Below are 20,228 nucleotides of genomic sequence, written 5' to 3'. Positions count from 1 at the left end.
CGTTAGCGCGTGTAGCAAAAATCTTGGCTCTATTTCGAATGATGGCTGGATTCTCCAGCAAGTCTTCCAGTCCGGTGTCGGTCATCTCTGCGACTGAGTGAATTTGATAACTATGAAAGGCTTCTCGGAAAGCTTGACGTTTGTTGAGCACCGTTTCCCAAGACAGGCCTGCCTGATAGGTTTCCATACACAATAACTCAAACAATGCTTGGTCATCATGGAGGGGCTGGCCCCACTCCTCATCATGATAGGCAATGTAGAGCGGATTGGTCATCTTGACCCACGAACAACGTTTTGTCATGCTCTGCTCCTATTTGACCAACATTTTAAGGGCCGACTTGATATAGTTCTCAGCTGTATCTGTCGTTCCTTCAAAGAATTTTTTGATTTTCTTGAGTTCGGTCGCCTTGTAGCCCAGTGCCAACATAGCTTCCATAGCTTCTTCCAATTCTTGGTTTTCAGCGCTGGTTTGCACTGCCACCTTAGCAGGAAGGTCATCTCCTGCAACTACTACCTTGCCTTCCAAGTCCAGCACCATCTGCTGGGCTGTTTTCTTGCCAATTTTAGGAAACTTGGTCAAGTAGGTGATATTCTTGGTTTCGATGGCTTGAACCAAGCCAGCATTGTCATCGGCAGCGATAATAGCAAGAGCTGATACAGGACCAATCCCAGATACCGAAATCAGACTGAGAAAGAGCTTTTTCTCGTCTTCTGAGCGAAATCCATAAAGTAGATGAGCGTCCTCACGTACGACTTGATGCACATAAATTTGAGCTTCTTGATTGACCTGACCTGAGTAGGCATAGGGATTGGCCACATGCAAAATATAACCGATACCATTGGTTTCAAGAACAATGTATTTAGCAGTGATTTTGGTAATGATTCCTTTTAAATATTCGTACATAGTTTTCCTTTTAGTTTAATATTTCCCCAACTCACGGAGACTGGTGTGATTTTCCTGAATACGTCGGAACATCTTTTCCATATCCGACTTGGTAAAATGCACCAAAACAGGACGTCCGTGGGGACAGTTATAGGGATTATCACATTGAGAGAGCTGATAGAGGAGTTGTCTGGCCGAATGGTCATCGATACGGTGATTGGCCTTGATAGACCGCTTGCAGGACATCATAATAGCCAACTCTGCTCGATATTTCTTGATAGAAACTTCCTTGGTCAAGAGGAGCATGTCGCACATTTCATAGATGCCTGATTCAATCTCTTCTTCTGCCATCCAAATAGGATGTTCACGTAGGATAAATTGATTTTCTCCGTACTCTGCTAGAAAGACACCCACTTCCTCCAAAAGAGGCATTCTTTCCTTGAGACGCAGGGCATCATCCGCAGGAAACTCAAAGATGTAAGGCACTAGAAGTTGCTGCTGGCTCTGGTCAACATCACCAATGCTTTCACGGTATTCCTCGTACTTGACCCGTTCCTGCGCCGCATGTTGGTCTATGATGTAGAGCCCATCTCGCCCTTGGGCAAAGAGATAAGTCCCGTGCATTTGTCCAAAAAACTCCAACTCTGGGAAGCTGGATGATTCTTCTCGCTCCAGCTTGTCATAAGCCTTATCAAGACTCGCAAGGTCTAACTCTGGATGATCTAGCTGGTCGTAGTTAGCAGGCTTTCTCTCTGCAAAATGCAGTTTTGCTGGCTTGGTCAGCTGATCCAAGGTTTCCTTGGCAAAGAGGGTTAGATCCTGTCCTTCATCAGTCAATTCTACCTGATAATCAGCCACCTCAGCTTGACTAGGTCTTGTCGGCTCAGTTTTCTCATAGTAGAGCGTATTTTCTTTGAGTGGGAGAATGGTCTGCTCCACCTTCTCACGATTGCGTACGGTCGATTTGGCAAGATTTTCCAAGGCATCTGGTATCAAGGTTTGTTCCTTGAGGCTATTTGCAATAGCTTCTGAAACCAGGGTCATCAGTTCTTTTTCCTTGGAAATCCGCACCTCTTGCTTGGTTGGATGCACATTGACATCTGCTAGATAGGGGTCGATATGGATATGAATGATAGCCAGTGGAAAACGCCCCACCATGAGCTTACTGCCATAGCCGTCAAGAATAGCACGGTTGAGCAGGAAGTTTTTGATATAACGGCCATTGATGAAGAGGCTGATATAGTTTCGGTTTGCTCGGGTTAATTCAGGCAAGGACACAAAACCTGAAATTTCGAAATCAAGGTCAGAGTTCTCAATTTCAATCATCTTCTTGGCGCTGGCTAAACCGTAAATCCCTGCAATAGCTTGTCGCAGTTGACCAGTCCCTGCTGTCTGTGTCATTTCCTTGCCATCACTAATCAAGCTGAAAGAAATCTCAGGATGGGCCAAGCCCAGACGGTTGACAATATCAATGATATGAGACAGCTCCGCCTGCTGGCTCTTCATATACTTGAGACGAGCAGGCGTGTTGAAGAAGAGATCCTCTACACAAACCTTGGTCCCCACAGGACTAGTCGCTGGAATAATTTCTTCTACTTCTCCCCCACGCGCGACGAGCTTGGTTCCATGACTTGCACCATCCATCGCCGTCAAAAGGGTCAAAACACTAACAGACGCGATAGAAGGAAGGGCTTCACCACGAAAACCAAGCGTCCGAATTCGAAAAAGATCTGCCTGATTTTTTATCTTACTGGTCGCATGACGACGCAGGGCCAATTCCACCTCATCGTGGGCGATTCCATGACCATTATCGGTGATTTGAATTTTCTTGAGACCAGCTTCCTCAATCTCAATGGTAATCTGACTAGAGCCCGCATCAATGGCATTTTCTACCAGCTCCTTAACAACGCTAGCTGGACGCTCGATAACCTCTCCAGCTGCAATCTGGTTTGCCAGCACCTCTGGCAATTCAATAATATGAGACATCTTTCAGCCCCTTTCTGTATCTGTTTTCCTAGAAATTGATTAGTGCTATTATACCATATTTCAGATAGGACAGAAAAGCTAGCACCACATAGAAGCCAAATCCCTCCACATAGACAAAGTACCTTGCCATAGACTATAAAATAGTGTTTAATAAAGATATACAGGAAGTGATCACAAACTTGTATAACTGAAAAGGAGAGAAAACTATGAAAGTAGAACTACAGATTAGTGAAACTTACGAAGAGGAAAAGTTGATTGTTCAAGCACCTCAGCCCACAGATAAAGTCCAGAAAGTCATCGAGTTTGCAGAAAATCTTGACCGAAAAGAAAAAATCAAAGGAAAAATCGATAATCAGGTCTATCTCGTTGAGATTGGTAAGATACAACGCTTCTATATCGAGAATCGAAAGGTTCTAGCAGAAACTGCCAGTCAGACCTACAACATTGATTTACGGCTCTATCAGGTCCTTGAACTCTTGCCAAGCAATTTTATCCAAATTTCCCAATCAGAAATCATCAATATCGACTCCATCTCCCATCTCAAGCTTACGCCCAACGGCCTGGTAGAAATTTTCTTGAAAAACGAAAGCTTCACCTACTCTTCACGCCGTTATCTAAAAACCATCAAGGAGAAATTAGAACTATGAAAAAACAAATCTTCCACGACGCAGCTACTGGTGTCCTCATCGGCCTCATCCTCTCTATCATCTTTTCACTCATTTATGCACCGAGTACTTATGCCCCACTGAATCCCTACTCTCTCATCGGCCAAGTGATGGCTCAGCATCAGGTTCACGGTGCCCTGGTCTTGCTCTACTGTACACTTATTTGGGCAGCTATCGGTATGCTCTTCAACTTTGGCAACCGCTTATTCAGCCGTGACTGGAGCATGCTTCGTGCCACTCTGACTCATTTCTTCCTTATGCTGGCTGGCTTTGTCCCACTAGCAACTCTGGCAGGTTGGTTTCCTTTTCACTGGATCTTCTATCTCCAACTCATTATCGAGTTTGCGATTGTCTATCTCATTATCTGGGCTATTCTCTATAAAAGAGAGGCTAAAAAAGTAGATCACATCAATCAACTCTTAGAGCATAGAAAGTAAGAAACTCATAATAAGCAAATCCGAGAAAGAAACTTCTCGGTTTTGCTTTACCCTGCTGTACCTTGCTATCATAGCAGTTATTTTCAGATCTTCTTTGTAAATTTTCTGTAATTTTCTATCTTTTTTCAAAATATTCTTGCATTTTCCCAAAGTTTTTTGTAGAATATAGATTACATATCCAGATTATTCTGAAAATTCAAAAAGGAGCATCTATCATGTCGCAAGCTATTTCCTTAAATCAATCAACCTGGACAAGTAAACTAAAAGCAATGGGGCCTGGAATCCTAATGGCTTCTGCCGCTGTTGGCGGTTCTCACATTGTATCTTCTACTCAAGCTGGTGGTTCTTACGGGTGGTCTCTACTTCTCTTGGTCATCTTAGCCAATGTCTTTAAATATCCATTTTTCCGTTTTGGTGCTGAATACACCGCTGATACTGGAAAGACTTTGGTTGAAGGTTATGCCGAAAAAGGAAAACTCTATCTCTGGATTTTCTTTATCCTCAATATCTTTTCGGCTATGGTCAACACAGCTGGTGTCGCCATTCTGTGCTCAGCTATCATCGCCAGCGCCTTCCCAATGATCGGTCTGAGCATCACTCAATGGTCCCTCATTCTCGTTGCAGTCATTTGGGCTATGCTACTCTTCGGAGGCTACAAACTCTTAGACGGCATGGCAAAATGGATCATGTCAGCTTTAACCATTGCAACTGTTCTTGCAGTTATCATCGCGGCGATCAAGCATCCAGAATACAGCTCTGATTTTGTCGAAAAGACACCTTGGCAAATGGCAGCTCTCCCCTTCATCGTTTCCCTCTTAGGGTGGATGCCGGCTCCTATTGAAATTTCAGCTATCAACTCACTTTGGTCTGCTGAAAAGAGAAAGACCGTCAACTTTAACACAGAAGACGCTCTGTTTGACTTTAACACTGGTTACATTGGAACAGCTATCCTAGCCGTCTTCTTTGTGGCACTGGGAGCACTGATCCAGTATCCTACAGGGCAGGCGGTTGAAGCTGCTTCGGCCAAATACATCTCTCAATTCGTGGGCATGTATGCCTCTGTTCTTGGCGAATGGTCCCGTTACTTGATTACCTTTATTGCCTTCCTGTGTATCTTTGGAACAGTTATTACTGTTATCGATGGCTATTCTCGTGTTAATCAGGAATCTCTACGACTGCTAATCAGTCAAAAAGAAGACAATCGTAAATCTTTGAACATCTGGATGACCATCACTGCTATCATCGGTATCGTCATTATCAAGTTCTTCGCTGGTCAGGTTTCAACCATGCTCCGCTTTGCCATGATTGGCTCTTTCCTGACAACACCATTCTTCGCTCTTTTAAACTACGCCTTGGTAACGCGTGAAAACAAAAATCTTCCTTCTTGGCTCAAACACCTTGCCATTGCAGGATTGATTTTCCTCTTTGGCTTCGCCATCTTCTTTATCTACGCACTCGCAATCGGAAAAGCAGGTTAACTGACAAGCGCGAGATGAAGATAATACTCTTCGCAAATCAAATTCAAACCACGTCAACGTCGCCTTGCCGTACTCAAGTACAGCCTGCGGCTAGTTTCCTAGTTTGCTCTTTGATTTTCATTGAGTATAAGGTTTCATTTCAAGAGAAAATGCAGCAAATATTTCTATGATAAAAAGCATAAGAACAAGGTTTTGAAGACCTGAACTTATGCTTTTTTACGTTCTCAAAGACTGTTTATATTCAAAAAACAGTTGAAAAATCCCAAGCGCCTCTTATATTGACTTTAATTTTCCTTTTCCAACTCATACAAATCTGCGATAATCGCTGCGACACGTTTGATATCTTCCAGCATGCCTCGCATTTCAAAGTCAGCCAATACAGGGAAGCCAAAGCGTTGACTGTATTGCTTAGCTGTCAGGCAGTATTGGTTATTAAAGTTACGATTTCCTGAGCCAACCACACCAAAACACTTACTAGCATTGTCACCATAGGCGATAAAATCCCTCACTGGTGTTGTCAAAATCTCGACATCTCCGTTATCCACACCATTCCCACCTTCGAGGTAAGTCGGCAAAAAAGCAACATAAGGATGGTCCATTTCATAGAAATCGTGACCTTCCTTGACCAAATCCTTGATATGAATCTTTTGAACCTCAATTCCCTCGTACTGAGACAAGAGATAGTCTTTCAAGCGCGTCACAAAACTTTCAGTGTTGCCGCTTAGACTGATATAAACTAAAGAAATTGTCTTCATATGTACCTCCATGATTTTATTTTTTATCGAAAAAGAACTACCAAGATTGTATCTTGATAGTTCTTTTTTGTCAATACTTAAGCAACTTCTTCTGTTTCCGCTTCTTCTGCCAAGGCTTTTTGTTGACGCCATATCTTGTAGAAGACAAGGGCTAGGAAGAGAACATTGATGACAATAGAGAGAATGCTAACGGCTTGTGAAATAACACTTATCCCTAAACGCATGGTCTCATCGTGAACTAACTGCACAGCGTCCTGTAAACTAACATAGCCATAAATCGAACCAATAATGGCTAGCAAAACATAGCCGACATAAGTATAGTTTGCATATTGCAAATTCTTACGAACAAGGAAGACAATCGCTACTACAACTAAAATAGCAGATAGCACAATCAAGGCCATATTAAAAATAGAATGAGTTGATTCTGCTACTGTATAGGTGTAATTGATGTTGTCTTCTAATTGCTGGGCACTAAGTCCCGCAACATGTGACTGCCTAACACGAAGGACTTCTTCGCTAGGTAAGGGACTCAACATTCCAAACAGAGACGTAGCTGAAATAAGGGCAGACAAGATTAGCAAGACCCATAGATAAATCGGTTTCTTTTTCATGATAGAACCTCCTAATAATATTATTTTTATTATAGCACATTTTGTAAAGGAATACAAATCTTACAGTATCGTTTCTACCTGTTTGCGGTAGGCTTTCGGCGATTTTCCGCACAATTTTCGGAACACTTTATAGAAATATCCAAGGTTACTGTAACCAACAGCATAACAAATATCTTCGATACTGTCACTAGTTGAAAGCAAGAGCTGCTGGGCAGCCTTAATACGTTGTTTGTTTAAAAGCTCTGCGAAACTTGACTTGATACCTTCAAATTCCGAAATACCTGACTATTAACATCTTATAAACTACTAATTAACTTCGATGCTGTGTCCCATTTACAATCCCATCAAACCATGGTAAAATGAGAATTGTGAGAAAATGATCAGGAGACAATTCATGAAAAAATCTATCTTAACTACACTGCTTTTTGCAGTTCTTTACTTCCTCTGCATGGGGATTGGTGTCCTTTTGGGCAATCTCCTTGACCAAACTGGAAACATGTTTTATGCGCCTGCCTTTACTGCCCTTGTCGGCGGTAGCGTCTATATGATCCTAGTCGCAAAAGTTCCGCGCTTTGGAGCCATTACCACTATCGGCCTTGTCATCGCTCTCTTTTTCTTGGGAACTAAACACGGTGCCGGTGCCTTCCTTCCTGGAATTATCTGTGGCCTGCTAGCAGATGCAGTAGCTAACCTCGGAAAATACAAGGACCAAACTAAGAATTTCCTTTCTTTCATACTCTTTGCCTTTAGCACATCAGGACCAATTCTAATCATGTGGATTGCGCCCAAAGCCTATATGGCAACCCTTCTAGCAAGAGGAAAATCCCAAGAATATATCGACCGTATCATGGTTGCGCCAAACCCTGGAACCATCCTTCTATTTATCGCAAGTGTTGTCATCGGAGCCCTAGTGGGTGCCTTGCTTGGACAAGCCTTGAGTAAAAAATTGGCACAGAAAATCTGATTACTAAAAAAGAGCCAGGCGGCTCTTTTTTATTTATGGCTCAATTTTTTAGTCAAGAAGTCTCCCAAGAATTGGATTGCAAAGATAATCAAAATGATAATAATAGTTGCCAAGATGGTCACATCGTGATTGTAGCGGTTAAATCCATAAGCAATGGCTACGTTACCGATACCACCAGCTCCAACTGCCCCCGCCATGGCTGTTTCTCCAACAAGGGAAATCAAGGTCACAGTCGTCACACGAATCAAATCCGGAAGACCTTCTGATAGGTAAACACCCACAATATCCCAGAAGGTCGCGCCGCTCGCTTGAGCCGCCTCAATGACACCACCATCTAGCTCAGCCAAGACAACCTGCACCTGACGGGCAAAGAAGGCAAAGACCGCAAAAGATAGGGGTACAATAGCCGCATTTGGCCCGATACTTGTCCCTACGATTAGGTGTGAGAAGGGTGACAAGACTGCCAAGAGAATGATAAATGGCACCGCACGGAAAATAGAGGTAATCTTATCCAAAATCCAAAAGACGACCTTATTTTCCAAAACACCACCTGGCGCTGTCAAGACAAGGAAGAGACCTGCTACCAGTCCCAAGAACCCTCCAATAATAAAGGAAAGAACTGTCATATAAAGGGTTAAGTAGATAGCTGTTCCCCAGCCTGCTTGACCAGCCCAGCCCATTTTATAAACATTTGGTAAATAGGTTTGAATCAATGATTCCATCTTACTGTCCTCCCTTCAATACTTTTAGCTGGACACCAGCCTGACGGATGGCCTCTTGAGCGCTTGCCAAGGCTTCTTTTTCCCCTGACAAGACCACCACCAATTCTCCAACAGGAGTACCATCGAGGATTTCGATATTTCCATAAAGGATATTAGCCGTTACTTGGTAACGCTTGTACAATTCATTCAAAAGTGGCTCGTCTGTTGAAGCACCTGCATACTTGAGCTGCACCAAAAGGCTGTTTTCAGACAAGTGTTCCACGATTTCTTGCTTCTCGATTTTGACCATGGCTTCGTCAATACCTGTAGCTGTTGAGATAAAGTCTTGGGTCAAGGGTTGTTTAGGGTCTGAGAAGATTTCAAGGACACTACCCTCTTCAATCAAATGTCCGTCCTGCATGACTGCCACACGATTGGCAATGTCTTTGACAATCTGCATTTCATGCGTAATCAAGACAACAGTCAAGCCTAATTTTTGGTTCAAATCTTGCAACAAGGCCAAAATCTGCTTGGTTGTCTTAGGGTCAAGGGCAGAAGTAGACTCATCTGAAATCAAGATTTTTGGATCATTGGCTAAGGCACGCGCAATGGCTACACGCTGTTTTTGCCCTCCAGATAGTTGTGAAGGGTAGTTTTCAGCACGGTCTGCCAAGCCAACCAAGTCCAACAACTTGGCTACTTTAGCCTTCTTTTCTTCCTTGCTGAGTCCAGAGTGCTTAAGGGCAAAGGCTACATTCTCCTCTGCCGTCTTTTGGCTCATCAGATTGAAATGCTGGAAAATCATTCCAATATCCTGACGTTTACGACGCAACTGCTCGGCCGTCAAGGTCACCTTACCATCAAAAATCACATCGTCATCAATGGTAATTTTCCCTGCAGATGGTTTTTGCAAGAGGTTAATCACCCGTACAAGGGTTGATTTCCCTGCTCCAGAATATCCAACGATTCCGTAGATATCCCCTTCTTGGATGTGAATGGTCACATCCTTGACCGCTGTGATGGTTCTTTTCTTTTGATGAAAAGTCACATCGATCTGATCTAACTTGATAATATCTCTACTCATAGCTTCTAATCAGCTCCTCTACTAATTCAATATGGGTGTAGTAATCGGCGATTCGCACATTTTCATCTCCACCGTGGTCTCGGCTATTGGCATTTCCTAGACCAAAGGCCACCATTGGCACCTCTAGGGCATCAAAGACCGTATGCATGGGCCCTGTCCCAGCTGTAGTCGGCAAGACTGAAACGCCCTGTGGATAGAATTTCTTGGCCAACTCGATTACATTGAGAATGGCTGGCGCGCTCATGTCGCTTCGATAGCTCATCTCTCCCAAGGTATAGTATAATTCTACCTTATCAAAGCCATTTTTGTCTAGCTGTTTCCGAATTTTTTCCAGAACATCATGCGGTTCTAAGCCCGGAACCAGACGAACCTCTAGCTTGGCACTGGCTTCTGCAGGCAAAATCGTTTTGACTCCTAGTCCTTGATAACCTGACTGAATCCCTTCGATATTAAGGGCTGGTTCAAAAAAGAAACGTTTTAGAAAGGCCATCCGCTCCTCCTGTAAGAGAGGCAACTCCAATCCATAAATCCGACTAACTTCCTCTGGGTTTCGTTGACCATAAGTTTCTAGCAAGGCCATTTCTCGTTCATTTGGCTCTTGTACTTCTTCGTACAAGCCTTCAACCAAGATACGGCCATCTGCAGCACGAAGAGACTGCAGGGCTTGAAGGAGATACCATGGAGCTGATTCCACAACCCCACCATAACTAGAATGGATATCGACATCCGCACTTTTTACCTTGGCATCAAAGGTCACAATCCCCTTATTTCCACCAGAAATTTCCAGCTGTTCCAAAGCATTTTTGGTTCCTTGTTCCCAGACCAATAAATCTGCGCCACGGAGTTTGTCCGCATGTTTTTCCAAATACTTATCCAGGTCTGTCGAAGCCGATTCCTCCGCTCCCTCCATGATAAAACTGATATTGACAGGCAAATCATCATGGTCCTGCATATATTTTCTCAAAGCACTCAAACGAGCTGTGATATGACCCTTATCATCGTCAACCCCACGCCCATACATGAAGCCATTGCGAACTGAAAGCGTAAAGGGAGCCTCTGTCCAGACCTGATCCCCATCCGCTGGTACAGTGTCATAGTGGTTATAGAAAATCAAGGTCTTGGCATCTGGACGCGAACTCTTGAAATGCGCCATGACAAAGGGAGCCGTATAAGTCTCATCAATCTCCACTTCAGCCCCAACACGCTTGAAAATCTCACCCAGATAGTTGGCAACTTCTTTGAGACCCACCCGTTGGGCAAAGATTGATTTCTTAGAAATCAAGGTACGCAAAACCTCAAAATAATGCTGGGCTACATGATCCTTTTCAAATTTTTCAATCTGTTCTTGTTCGCTAGGAAAAACCATATTCTCTCTACCTTTCTATGAACTACTCTTCCTGACAATCCATGCTCTATACAAAAGCAAGAGGTGGAATTCTCTCTCCCACCTCCCTGTTTCTTATTACCAAACTGGTTGATCCAAACCGTCTGATGTTTCTTCGATAACTTTTTTCACGTCATCTGTGTGGTAAGCTGCGATCACTTTCTTGATAGCATCAGCTTTTGGTGATGACTCCCAATCTTTTTTCGCAACGATGATGTTGTACCATTGTTTTGAGTTTTCATCAGCTTGTTCTTTGAAAAGTGCTTTCTTGTAGTCCAATTTTGCTTCTGTAACGAAGGTATTGTTTACAACGGCAGCGTCAACTGATGACAATGAACGAGCTGTTTGGCTAGCGTCCAATTCAGTGATTTTCAAGTTCTTTGGATTTTCTTTGATATTAGCAACTGTTGCAAGAGCAGTTCCTGAAACGTCCAATTTAATCAAGCCAGCTGATTGAAGCAAGTAAAGCGCACGGCTTTCGTTTGTAGCATCGTTCGGTACAGCGATTTCTCCGTTTGCTGGGATGTCTTCTACTTTAGTGTACTTGTTGTCACTTCCATTCAAACCTGAGTAAAGGCGGATTGGAGAGATGTAAGTATCAGCAATCGCTACAAGGTCTTTTCCGTTTTCTTTGTTCCAGTTGTTCAAGAAGTTGTAGTGTTGGAAAGCGTTCAAGTCTACTTCGCCATCAGCAGTTGCCTTGTTTGGTTGTGAGTAGTCTGTGAACTCTGTAAATTCCAAAGTGATTCCGTCTTTTTTAACCAATTCTTGAACTTTATCCCAACGAGCTTCTTCAGAACCGCTACGGTTGACAGTTGCAATTTTGATAGTTGTTGCATTGTCTGCTTTCTTTTCTGAGTTTCCGCAAGCTGCGAGAGCCAAACCTGCGACTGTAGCAAGGGCTGCTAGGCCAAGCCATTTTTTAATTTTCATGATTCTTTCTCCTTAAAAATAATACCGTACTAGTATCTCATACTTTCTTCAATTGCACAAATTGTTATTAGATAATCAGATATATAGTTTAAAACTATATCCCTAAAAACTGAGAAATCACCCATCTTATTCAGAATGGATGATTTCAAGAAATTATTTAATATCAGCTTCTGCCGGTAGGTAAGTGTCTCCGAAGAATTGTTTAGACAATTTTTCAAGCGTGCCATCTTTGTAGAGTTCTTTAATGCGTTTGTCTACAAATGATTTCAACTCATCTTGACCTTGAGCAAGAAGTGGGTAAACGTACGGTTGTTGGTCGCTTGGAAGTTCAATGACTTTCAAGTTATCCAAACCTTGGTTCTTGATCACTGTTTCAACACCGATTTTATCAAAAATCTTATAGTCAAATTGGCCATCGCTCAAACGTACCATGATTTGTTGGAAGTCTGCCTTAGTATAGTTAAGGATAGTTGGGTTGTCCGGGTGTTCAGCGTTGTATGCTTCTAACTGCTTAGCTGATGTAGTGGCTTGAACGACTTCCGTCGATTTTCCACCGATATCAGCGAGAGACTTGATGCTAGAGTCGTCTTTCTTCACTACAAGGACATTAGGGTTTTGGGCAATTGGTGCGGCATAAAGGTATTTTTCCGCACGTTCTTTAGTGTAGCTAAGATTGTTGACAGCCATATTGTAACGGTCAGCGTCAAGACCAGCAAATACACCTGACCATTCTGTCTTTTCAAACTTGACATCATACTTGTCAGAGTCTTTAAAGATAGCGCGAACCACTTCAATCTCGTAACCAGTCAATTCGCCATTTTCTTCATAGATAAATGGTTTTGGCGAGCCATTGGTTGCAACGATGATTTCTTTCTTGCTAGCTGCTTCTCCTTCTTTCTTAGCACCACCTGAGCAAGCCGCAAGCACACCTGCAGCAATAAGCCCTAGAGCAGCAAGAGATGAATATTTAACGATTTTTTTCATGTCATTTCCTCCAAAATAAAATACCTTATAATCTTAACAGAAAAAGACCATTTACGCCATTATATGATATCTATCTCTGTGATAGGTTTTCTTTATGGCTGATTTATACTCAATGAAAATCAAAGAGCAAACTAGGAAGCTAGCCGTAGGTTGCTCAAAACACTGTTTTGAGGTTGGAGATAAGACTGACGAAGTCAGTTACATATACCTACGGTAAAGCGACGCTGACGTGGTTTGAAGAGATTTTCGAAGAGTATTAAAAGACCAAACGCAAGACGGCAATCAAGACTACTCCAAAGAGAACTGTTCCGACTAGATTGCGGTAGCGAAAAGCTAACCAAGCTGTTGGAAAGACTGCTAAAAAGTCCAGCCATTTGATTTGAGGAAAGCTTCCAACCTTACCTGTCACTACGCTTGAAAGAATCAAGGCAAAGATAATGGAAACGGGCAAAAATTTCAAAAAACGCTCAACGATTGCAGGCAAACCCTTATACTTGACCAAGATGAAGGGAATTATACGGGGAATCCAGGTCACAAGACCAGAGAAAATAACTGCTAACAAAAGATACTTACTGACCATCTAAAACCACCCCCATTGTACAACCTAGCAAGGTCGCAAACAGAACAGCTAGCGACTGAGACACCACTGTCAAGAGTAAAAAGAAGGATACCGCAACAACTGCTAGGATAATGAGCAGATTGCGGACAGGAATCCGTCTTTGCATAATCTGGAATTGCGAAGCAAAAATCCCAATGAACATCCCAACCAAGGCAAAATCTAAACCAAAGATTTCTGGATTTGGTAGCAGGCCACCTAGAGCCGTTCCGACAACTGTCCCCACAAACCAAGCCACATAGCTGTTGAGATTGTTTCCGTGCATCCACATAGGATTGACCTTGTCTGTATGGGCCAATTCGCCCATCAAAACACCATAAGTCTCATCTGTCAAGATACTAGACATACCGATATTGTGCCAGAGACTAGTATGACGGAAATAGGTCGATGCATGCAAGCTCAGCAAAAAGAGACGCAAATTGATCAAAAAGACCGTCATAGCAATAGCTGCCACAGGCGCTTGAACCGCAATCAGGGCCAACATGGCAAACTGGGCGCTCCCAGCATAAACAAAGAGGCTCATCAAGCCCATCTCAACAGGTGTCACATAGGGCGCACCGATAATCCCACAGGCCAGTCCGATACTGACATAACCAAGGGCCGTTGGCATGGCTGCCTGCACTCCCTCCCAAAATCCTTTTTCTTTCATCTTTCTCCTCATATTGTCTTAATAAATGGGCTGAAAAGACTCCAGCCATAGCATGGACTATTATAACACATTCAGGAAAGAGAAAAAAGTCTGCTGATTTTGACCATCATAAAAAGACTGGCAATCCAGTCTCAAACATATATTATACAAATTCTCCGCTATATACTTTCACGGATATTCAGGAGCATGAAAAAGGCAACTAGAAGAAATACCAATAAAACAAAGCTAACTGCCAGAGTTCCAAAGCTAGTAGCAATGGTTACCAAAGCTATTGTAAATAAGCTAGGTAAAACAACCGTAATAGCACCGATAGAGGATTGAACTGCTCCCATTGACTCCTCAGGTATTTGTTTAAAAATGAGTTCCTGTAATCTAGGAGAGAGGACACCTGCGAAAAAGGCATCCAAGGCACTAAAGATGAGAATCCAGTCAAAACGAACTGTGGCAAATCCTACTAGAAGAAGCAACTGGATGACAAGTGAGGCATAGAGAGCTGTTTTTATAGAAATCGTATTTTTCAAATAGCCACTCACAAGACTTCCGACAATAAGGGCTGACAGATCCATGGTGGATAACAAGGCAAGAGATTGACCTGTTTGTAAATTTAAAAAAGGCTGATTCCTCAAAAACAGAGTAGAGACAGGAACTGTAACATTTATCACTGCTTGACTAATAGAGATAATAAACAAAACTAAGAGTACCTGATTCATCTTCCATATCAATTTCGATGACTGGACCAAATGCTGGCAAAAGGATTTTACAGAGAGTCCTTCTTGATAGCTAATCGTTTTTTCTACTTTCAAGAGGTCATTTTTTATGAATAGGATACCTAAAAATGCGATTAAAAAGGTAAGAGCGTTCAGTAAGGAAATAAACTGGATGGATAGAATACCTAATAAGACTCCTCCTAAAATATTACTGATTGTTTTCACTAAACTAACAGTTGACTGTTTAAATCCAATAGCTTCTGCCAGATGGTCTTGCCCAATAATTCTAATGAAAATCGGAGTGAGCATGGCGCCTGAAAAATAGCTCAATGTGTCAGACAAGAGGTTAATCAGACAAATAAATGCTACTAGCAACAAGGAGAAAGACTGCCCTGAAAGCGATAGGGACACTATAGAGTAAAGCAAAAATTTTGCAAAACTAATAATTGTATATTTTAGGACACGATGATGTTGAAAATCCGCCAAAACTCCCAGAAAGATTTGTAGAACTTGGGGAAGGGTTTCTGAAATCGTGATAAGTAAAATCGCCAAAGGGGCAAAAGACGCATCTGCCACATAATTCAAAAAGGCCAGATAAAAAATCGTATCCCCAACCGTTGAAATCCACTGGTTGACAGTTAATTGCCTAAAATCTCTATTTTGAAGAAATACTTTCATTATAACTCCTTTTTAAATTCAAATGGGAATTTTTCCCAAGGATAGATCGCGATACTACTAACAACCAAAATTACAGCAACGGTAAAATTTGACCAATGCCATTGTAGACTATATGCAACCCAATAGGCCAATAAATGGACTTGGTTACTCTAAACAAGACTGCAAATATGAGACCGCCACCCATATATACGAAAAAGTCTGTCAAAACCCAACCGTGATTACTAATGTGCAAAATTCCAAATAATATAGCTGAGCCAAGCACATCCAGTCCCCACTTCTTCCCTTTCTCCAGAGCAGTCATCACCAATCCACGATAAATCATGTCTTCAAAAATGGGACCTGCAATCACAGGATAGAAAAAATACATCAAAAATGCTGTAGCTCCCGTAAAAGTAGGAACATCCAGTTGATAAGCAATTTCATTTCTAGTAGGTGGGAAAAGAAAAAAGGTGACAAAATTCCAAGCAACAAAAGCAAGCAGAGCTAGGAAGGAATAGAAAAGATAGGATCCTTTAAACTTTCTACTATTGATTTTCTGCCATTTCCCCGACCAAATCATAGCAATAAGAGCAAATAAAACCACAAGAAAATTCAACATCATATCCGACAGATAATAGCCAAAGTCAGATAGACCAACTACCAAGTCGCTATGTAAAAGCAAACGAATGAAGAACTGGTCAGCAATGACAAGTAAAATGGCTATAAACAAGTAATAGTGTGAGATTATCTTTTTCATCCTATTTTCTCCTATATTACGAAATAAAGAAAGCCCTAACCCAAACAAAGGCAAGGGCTTTAAATATCAACGACGACGGTTAACAGTGGAAGAATCATGGTTAAAATTTCTCTTCCAGTGATCAATAATCGACCAAGGTGTTCCTAAGCCTCCCCAACTTCCACCGCCTGGGATAGTACCAACATACACAAGATCTTCACCGTAAATCTTCTCCAACTCAGCTTCTGTCAATTCCATTGTTTCTGCAAATTGTAAATTTAACATCCAATTATCTTCATTTGTAAACCACTTCTGCGACCTAGGATTTGCTTCAAGTACTTTACAAGGACAGTATAACACAGAAATTGCCTTATTTCAGAAAATCGCATATTTGACATTTTTGCTTATAGAAATTTCAGATTTGCGATTTTGGTGAATTTGATTATTTCCCTGGTATAATAAAGTTATTACTAATTAAGGAGTGGAGCAACTATGAAGAAACAAATTTTAACATTATTGACAATCGTTGCTGATATTATTATCATTTTGCCATTTCTAACTAATCGATAAGTTCTTTGTATTGCTGCAAGCGCAATTCGAATAGAGCTGTTAATTGTGGATTTTCTAATACTTGCAGAGATTGGATAAAGTGTTCAATCTCTTTTTGATTGCTTCCTTTAGTTTGAAGAAAGACACTCATTTTCTTTAAAAATTGCCACGATACTTTCTCAAAAACATCGTACGGACGCAACATGTTCTCCAACTCGGCTTCGAAGATTGGGATGTAGGAGAAAAGTTTTCGCTCCATGAGTTCTGATAAGATATTTAAGAGCCCTTGCTTCATATACAATCGATTGTGTACTAACTCTTTAAATTCTTTGGATTTCTCAAGTAAAGAAGTTGATAAAAATATCAAATCTTGGTTACTCAAGAAGGGCATAGTATTGCAAAAAAGGTAGAGTTCAAACCAGGTCCAAGACTCAATAGCATAGAGATAAGTGGTCAAAAACTCGCTATCCTCCTCTGCTAGGGGATAATTTTTATCTAAGGAATGAATAGCATTTTTAATCACAATGGCATTCAAACAACGATAGGTCTCTGCCATCCGTCCTTGCTCGACTTCCTCCAACAGTTGCTCTAAGCCAGCTATATCTTGGTGGGCAAAGCGATCCACAACCCTCCTACCAATCTGCATATGTGGAGATTCTTGATAGTTGTTGAGCTTGTGCCCAAACTCATCAAAATTCATATTGATTCCTTGAATAGCTAGGATTAGCTTGTCCGCAGATAGCATAGACTGCCCTAATTCGAACTTGGACAGCTGAGAAGCTGTTAGTCCAGCACAAGCCACATCTGACTGCTTGAGCTTTCTAGCCAAGCGCAACTCCTTGTAAAATTCTCCCAATTCCATTCTCTCGATCATCTTACCACCTCCTAGCTTTTGCATATTATATCATTATTTTTATAGTTTTGTCAAAATATTCTGACATTTAAGAGGACAAAAAAGCCAGCCTTAAGCTGACTCTTTATTCTATAGTATCAAAAGCGAGACTTGGTTTAGCATTGAGGTCCAAGCCTGCGAAGTTTTCTTTGTTCCACTCGCTGACGCTGGCATAGGCAATCATTCCTGCATTGTCTCCGCAGAGGCGTAGGGGCGGGATGATAACCTTGACATCTGTGATTTCGGCTGCTAGGCGTTCTCTGAGGCCTTTATTGGCAGCCACGCCACCAGCTACGACTAGGGTTTTAACAGGGTATTTCTCCAAAGCCTTCTTAGTTTTTGTCATAAGAATATCCAAGACAGCTGCTTGGAAGGATGCACACAAGTCCTCTGTTGACAAGCTCTCTCCCTTTTGATCGGCATTGTGGTGAAGATTGATAAAGGCAGATTTCAAACCTGAGAATGAAAACTCCAGATTATCTTCCTTAATCATGGCACGAGGGAAATCATAAATATCCTGTCCCTGATGAGCTAGCTCGTCAATCTCACGACCGGCAGGATAGGTCAAGCCCATGACACGGCCGACCTTATCATAAGCCTCACCAACCGCGTCATCTCGCGTTTCTCCAACAATCTTGTAGTCACCAGCCTCAGAAACATAAACCAACTCTGTGTGTCCACCACTGACCAAGAGGGCTAGCAAGGGAAACTCCAAAGGCTCCACGCTCTGAGCGGCCATGAGGTGACCAGCCATGTGGTTAACAGGGATAAGTGGAAGTCCATGTGCCCAAGCAAAGGCCTTAGCAGCTGACAAGCCAACTAGCAAGGCTCCGACCAAGCCTGGTCCATAGGTAACAGCCACAGCTGTCACGTCCTCTTCTGTAATCTCTGCTTCTGCCAGAGCCTCCTCGATACAGGCTGTAATGACCTCGACATGGTGACGACTGGCTACTTCAGGCACTACGCCCCCAAAACGTTTGTGACTCTCAATTTGACTAGCAATGACATTGGACAAGAGCTCATCGTCGTTTTTCAAGACGGCGACACTGGTCTCATCACAGGATGTCTCAAATGCTAAAATATATCTATCCTTCATCTATTTCTCTCTTCATGATAATGGCGTCCTCGACTGGATCATGGTAGTAGGCCTTTCGCTCAGCGACGACCGCCATCTTTTCTTTCTTGTAAAATGCTTGCGCTCGATGATTCGACCTTCTGACTTCGAGGAAAATATCCTTATCTGTCGGCAGTGTCGCAAACAAGGCTGATGCAATTCCCTGACCCTGATAGGTTCCTTTAACAGCGATTTGCAAGACTTCTGCCTCAAAAAGATTCTCCTGAACAGCTAGAAAGCCAATCACTTCTGCCCCATCATAAGCCAGAACATACCAAGTCTGGTCTTGGGACAGATCTGCTTGGATTTGTTCCAGCGTCCAAGGGCTGACTGGGTAAACAGCTGCCATGACAGCGTAGATGGCTTGAGCCAAGTCAGGTTGCTGTTGGATTCGTTTGATCTCTATCATAGTCGTTTAATGTAAGACTCACCAGACTCGGTATGGTTCTTAAGCCAGTTTTCCTCAGCCTCAACACGTTTGAGATAATTTGGCACAAAGTCGTGCAAAGATTCTGCTTCCTTATCCCAAGCCCAAAGAGCAAGATTAGCTGCATTAGGCAAGGTTTCTTTGTAATTAGTCCTTGGTAAATGCTCTTGAATCTGCTCAACAAAGGGACCAACTTCTCCGACAAAGGTTACCTGACTAGCACCCTTGATTAGCTCAATCACTCGCTCAAAGGGCAGGTGCGCTTCTGGCATGACAGGTTTGGCATTTTCATAAAATCCTGCATAAACATTGTTGCGACGCGCATCCATCAAAGGAACGAACAAGCCTTCTTGTTGGTATGGCACCAGAGCCAAGAGGCTAGACATACCAACCAACTCGATGTTCAGAGTGTGAGCCAAAGTCTTGGCAGTTGCTACCGCAATTCGCAAGCCTGTGTAGCTACCTGGCCCTTCTGCCACCACGATTCGGTCCAAATCCTTGGGCGTCCAATCCAAACTTGCCATCAAAAAATCGATGGCAGGCATGAGGGTAATACTGTGATTTTTCTTGATGTTAATAGTAGTCTCAGCAAGAACCTGCTTGTCCTCTAAAATAGCGAGAGAAAGAGCCTTGCTGGACGTATCAAAAGCTAATACTTTCATAACACATTCCTATCTTTTTGTCTGCTTACTATTATACTACAAAAGCTGGCACATGGGAATTTTCTTTATCCTCAAACAAAAAAGCCTATACTTAAACAAAAAATAATTCGCAAATAAAATTCAAAAAAATCTTCACTTTTCCTTTTCTTTTACGAATATAAAAGTGAACAAGAAAAAAGGAGGAAAGTTCAATGACAAATTTTGACGTTCTTGACAATCAATTTTTATCCCTATCTGAAAATGAATTATCAGATATTGATGGCGGTCTCGCTCCCTTGGTTATCTTTGGAGTAGCAGTATCTTGGAAAGCTATTGCAGGTGGAACAGCACTTATAGGTTCTGGTTTGGCAGCTG

The 20,228-nt window shown here is 42.3% G+C and carries 25 protein-coding genes and 1 pseudogene; 6 read left to right on the top strand and 20 right to left on the bottom strand.

Translation table 11 applies throughout. From position 1 onward, the window contains the following. The 3 genes from SMIDD26_RS12470 to mutL form a co-directional block, all read right to left on the bottom strand. A partial coding sequence (locus SMIDD26_RS12470) for a DNA-3-methyladenine glycosylase I (RefSeq protein WP_246746836.1) occupies positions 1–301 on the bottom strand: 301 nt, incomplete at its 3' end. Between the two features lie 9 nt (positions 302–310). Further along, complete coding sequence (gene ruvA / locus SMIDD26_RS00920; protein ID WP_061438645.1) at positions 311–904, bottom strand: Holliday junction branch migration protein RuvA; 594 nt, start codon at positions 902–904, stop codon at positions 311–313. Between the two features lie 15 nt (positions 905–919). After that, positions 920–2,869 (bottom strand): DNA mismatch repair endonuclease MutL, encoded by a 1,950-nt coding sequence (mutL, locus tag SMIDD26_RS00915; protein WP_061438644.1) that lies wholly within the window; start codon positions 2,867–2,869, stop codon positions 920–922. A gap of 206 nt (positions 2,870–3,075) precedes the next feature. Between mutL and SMIDD26_RS00910 the strand changes: the two genes are divergently transcribed. From SMIDD26_RS00910 to SMIDD26_RS00900, 3 genes are all read left to right on the top strand, one after another. Continuing rightward, a complete protein-coding gene (locus tag SMIDD26_RS00910) occupies positions 3,076–3,516 on the top strand; it encodes a LytTR family DNA-binding domain-containing protein (RefSeq protein WP_061438643.1) in 441 nt (146 codons plus the stop codon). Next, a complete protein-coding gene (locus tag SMIDD26_RS00905) occupies positions 3,513–3,971 on the top strand; it encodes a DUF3021 domain-containing protein (RefSeq protein ID WP_000743982.1) in 459 nt (152 codons plus the stop codon). Before SMIDD26_RS00910 ends, SMIDD26_RS00905 begins: the two co-directional genes overlap by 4 nt. A 215-nt stretch (positions 3,972–4,186) precedes the next feature. Continuing rightward, positions 4,187–5,449 carry an NRAMP family divalent metal transporter gene (locus SMIDD26_RS00900; protein ID WP_061438642.1) on the top strand — a complete coding sequence of 421 codons (1,263 nt, stop codon included), beginning with the start codon at positions 4,187–4,189 and terminating at the stop codon, positions 5,447–5,449. A 284-nt stretch (positions 5,450–5,733) separates the two neighbouring features. Here the strand turns inward: SMIDD26_RS00900 and nrdI are convergent, their stop codons facing one another. The 3 genes and pseudogenes from nrdI to SMIDD26_RS11175 form a co-directional block, all read right to left on the bottom strand. Next, on the bottom strand, positions 5,734–6,204 hold the full coding sequence (nrdI, locus tag SMIDD26_RS00895; RefSeq protein ID WP_061438641.1) for a class Ib ribonucleoside-diphosphate reductase assembly flavoprotein NrdI: 471 nt from the start codon (positions 6,202–6,204) through the stop codon (positions 5,734–5,736). Positions 6,205–6,281: 77 nt separating this feature from the next. Continuing rightward, positions 6,282–6,815: an ABC transporter permease gene (locus SMIDD26_RS00890; protein WP_061438640.1), complete on the bottom strand. Its 534-nt coding sequence runs from the start codon at positions 6,813–6,815 to the stop codon at positions 6,282–6,284. A gap of 60 nt (positions 6,816–6,875) precedes the next feature. Further along, positions 6,876–7,070, bottom strand: a pseudogene (locus SMIDD26_RS11175) (helix-turn-helix domain-containing protein); the annotation flags it as partial. 139 nt (positions 7,071–7,209) lie between these two features. Between SMIDD26_RS11175 and SMIDD26_RS00885 the strand changes: the two are divergent. Continuing rightward, the gene (locus SMIDD26_RS00885) at positions 7,210–7,779 is read left to right on the top strand and encodes an MptD family putative ECF transporter S component (RefSeq protein ID WP_061438639.1); all 570 of its coding nucleotides are present in this window, start codon (positions 7,210–7,212) and stop codon (positions 7,777–7,779) included. Between the two features lie 29 nt (positions 7,780–7,808). On the opposite strand, the gene SMIDD26_RS00880 is transcribed toward SMIDD26_RS00885, so the two are convergent. The 5 genes from SMIDD26_RS00880 to SMIDD26_RS00860 form a co-directional block, all read right to left on the bottom strand. Beyond that, positions 7,809–8,501 (bottom strand): methionine ABC transporter permease, encoded by a 693-nt coding sequence (locus tag SMIDD26_RS00880; RefSeq protein ID WP_000444647.1) that lies wholly within the window; start codon positions 8,499–8,501, stop codon positions 7,809–7,811. 1 nt (position 8,502) lies between these two features. After that, the gene (locus tag SMIDD26_RS00875; protein ID WP_061438638.1) at positions 8,503–9,564 is read right to left on the bottom strand and encodes a methionine ABC transporter ATP-binding protein; all 1,062 of its coding nucleotides are present in this window, start codon (positions 9,562–9,564) and stop codon (positions 8,503–8,505) included. Further along, positions 9,557–10,930, bottom strand: coding sequence for a M20 family metallopeptidase (locus SMIDD26_RS00870; protein ID WP_061438637.1), 1,374 nt, complete (start codon positions 10,928–10,930; stop codon positions 9,557–9,559). The genes SMIDD26_RS00875 and SMIDD26_RS00870 overlap by 8 nt, the downstream gene beginning before the upstream one ends. 96 nt (positions 10,931–11,026) lie before the next feature. Next, the gene (locus tag SMIDD26_RS00865) at positions 11,027–11,881 is read right to left on the bottom strand and encodes a MetQ/NlpA family ABC transporter substrate-binding protein (RefSeq protein WP_061438636.1); all 855 of its coding nucleotides are present in this window, start codon (positions 11,879–11,881) and stop codon (positions 11,027–11,029) included. A gap of 153 nt (positions 11,882–12,034) precedes the next feature. Next, positions 12,035–12,865, bottom strand: coding sequence for an amino acid ABC transporter substrate-binding protein (locus SMIDD26_RS00860; protein ID WP_049513066.1), 831 nt, complete (start codon positions 12,863–12,865; stop codon positions 12,035–12,037). A gap of 94 nt (positions 12,866–12,959) precedes the next feature. Between SMIDD26_RS00860 and SMIDD26_RS13460 the strand changes: the two genes are divergently transcribed. Continuing rightward, on the top strand, positions 12,960–13,082 hold the full coding sequence (locus SMIDD26_RS13460) for a hypothetical protein (RefSeq protein WP_050129378.1): 123 nt from the start codon (positions 12,960–12,962) through the stop codon (positions 13,080–13,082). Between the two features lie 39 nt (positions 13,083–13,121). On the opposite strand, the gene SMIDD26_RS00855 is transcribed toward SMIDD26_RS13460, so the two are convergent. The 9 genes from SMIDD26_RS00855 to tsaB form a co-directional block, all read right to left on the bottom strand. Then, positions 13,122–13,445, bottom strand: a complete 324-nt coding sequence (locus SMIDD26_RS00855) for an AzlD domain-containing protein (RefSeq protein ID WP_061438635.1) — start codon at positions 13,443–13,445, stop codon at positions 13,122–13,124. Next, entirely contained in the window at positions 13,435–14,130 is a 696-nt protein-coding gene (locus SMIDD26_RS00850; protein ID WP_119920110.1) for an AzlC family ABC transporter permease, read from the bottom strand. The genes SMIDD26_RS00855 and SMIDD26_RS00850 overlap by 11 nt, the downstream gene beginning before the upstream one ends. 158 nt (positions 14,131–14,288) lie before the next feature. After that, positions 14,289–15,515 carry an MFS transporter gene (locus tag SMIDD26_RS00845; RefSeq protein WP_061438634.1) on the bottom strand — a complete coding sequence of 409 codons (1,227 nt, stop codon included), beginning with the start codon at positions 15,513–15,515 and terminating at the stop codon, positions 14,289–14,291. A gap of 70 nt (positions 15,516–15,585) precedes the next feature. Further along, positions 15,586–16,251, bottom strand: a complete 666-nt coding sequence (locus SMIDD26_RS00840) for a CPBP family intramembrane glutamic endopeptidase (protein ID WP_061438633.1) — start codon at positions 16,249–16,251, stop codon at positions 15,586–15,588. A gap of 66 nt (positions 16,252–16,317) precedes the next feature. After that, positions 16,318–16,515, bottom strand: coding sequence for a peptide pheromone VP1 (locus SMIDD26_RS00835; RefSeq protein WP_061438632.1), 198 nt, complete (start codon positions 16,513–16,515; stop codon positions 16,318–16,320). Between the two features lie 274 nt (positions 16,516–16,789). After that, complete coding sequence (locus SMIDD26_RS00830) at positions 16,790–17,653, bottom strand: XRE/MutR family transcriptional regulator (protein ID WP_061438631.1); 864 nt, start codon at positions 17,651–17,653, stop codon at positions 16,790–16,792. Between the two features lie 103 nt (positions 17,654–17,756). Further along, positions 17,757–18,767, bottom strand: a complete 1,011-nt coding sequence (gene tsaD / locus SMIDD26_RS00825) for a tRNA (adenosine(37)-N6)-threonylcarbamoyltransferase complex transferase subunit TsaD (protein WP_061438630.1) — start codon at positions 18,765–18,767, stop codon at positions 17,757–17,759. Then, complete coding sequence (gene rimI / locus SMIDD26_RS00820) at positions 18,757–19,194, bottom strand: ribosomal protein S18-alanine N-acetyltransferase (protein WP_061438629.1); 438 nt, start codon at positions 19,192–19,194, stop codon at positions 18,757–18,759. The genes tsaD and rimI overlap by 11 nt, the downstream gene beginning before the upstream one ends. Then, positions 19,191–19,874, bottom strand: coding sequence for a tRNA (adenosine(37)-N6)-threonylcarbamoyltransferase complex dimerization subunit type 1 TsaB (gene tsaB / locus SMIDD26_RS00815; RefSeq protein WP_061438628.1), 684 nt, complete (start codon positions 19,872–19,874; stop codon positions 19,191–19,193). Before tsaB ends, rimI begins: the two co-directional genes overlap by 4 nt. A gap of 191 nt (positions 19,875–20,065) precedes the next feature. Between tsaB and cibA the strand changes: the two genes are divergently transcribed. Continuing rightward, positions 20,066–20,228: fratricide two-peptide bacteriocin subunit CibA (gene cibA / locus SMIDD26_RS00810; protein ID WP_061438627.1), on the top strand; the 163-nt coding region annotated here is incomplete at its 3' end.

It is taken from the genome of Streptococcus mitis, from assembly GCF_001579035.1.
Taxonomy (GTDB): domain Bacteria; phylum Bacillota; class Bacilli; order Lactobacillales; family Streptococcaceae; genus Streptococcus; species Streptococcus mitis_J.
This window is presented reverse-complemented; position numbering and strand designations above follow the sequence as displayed.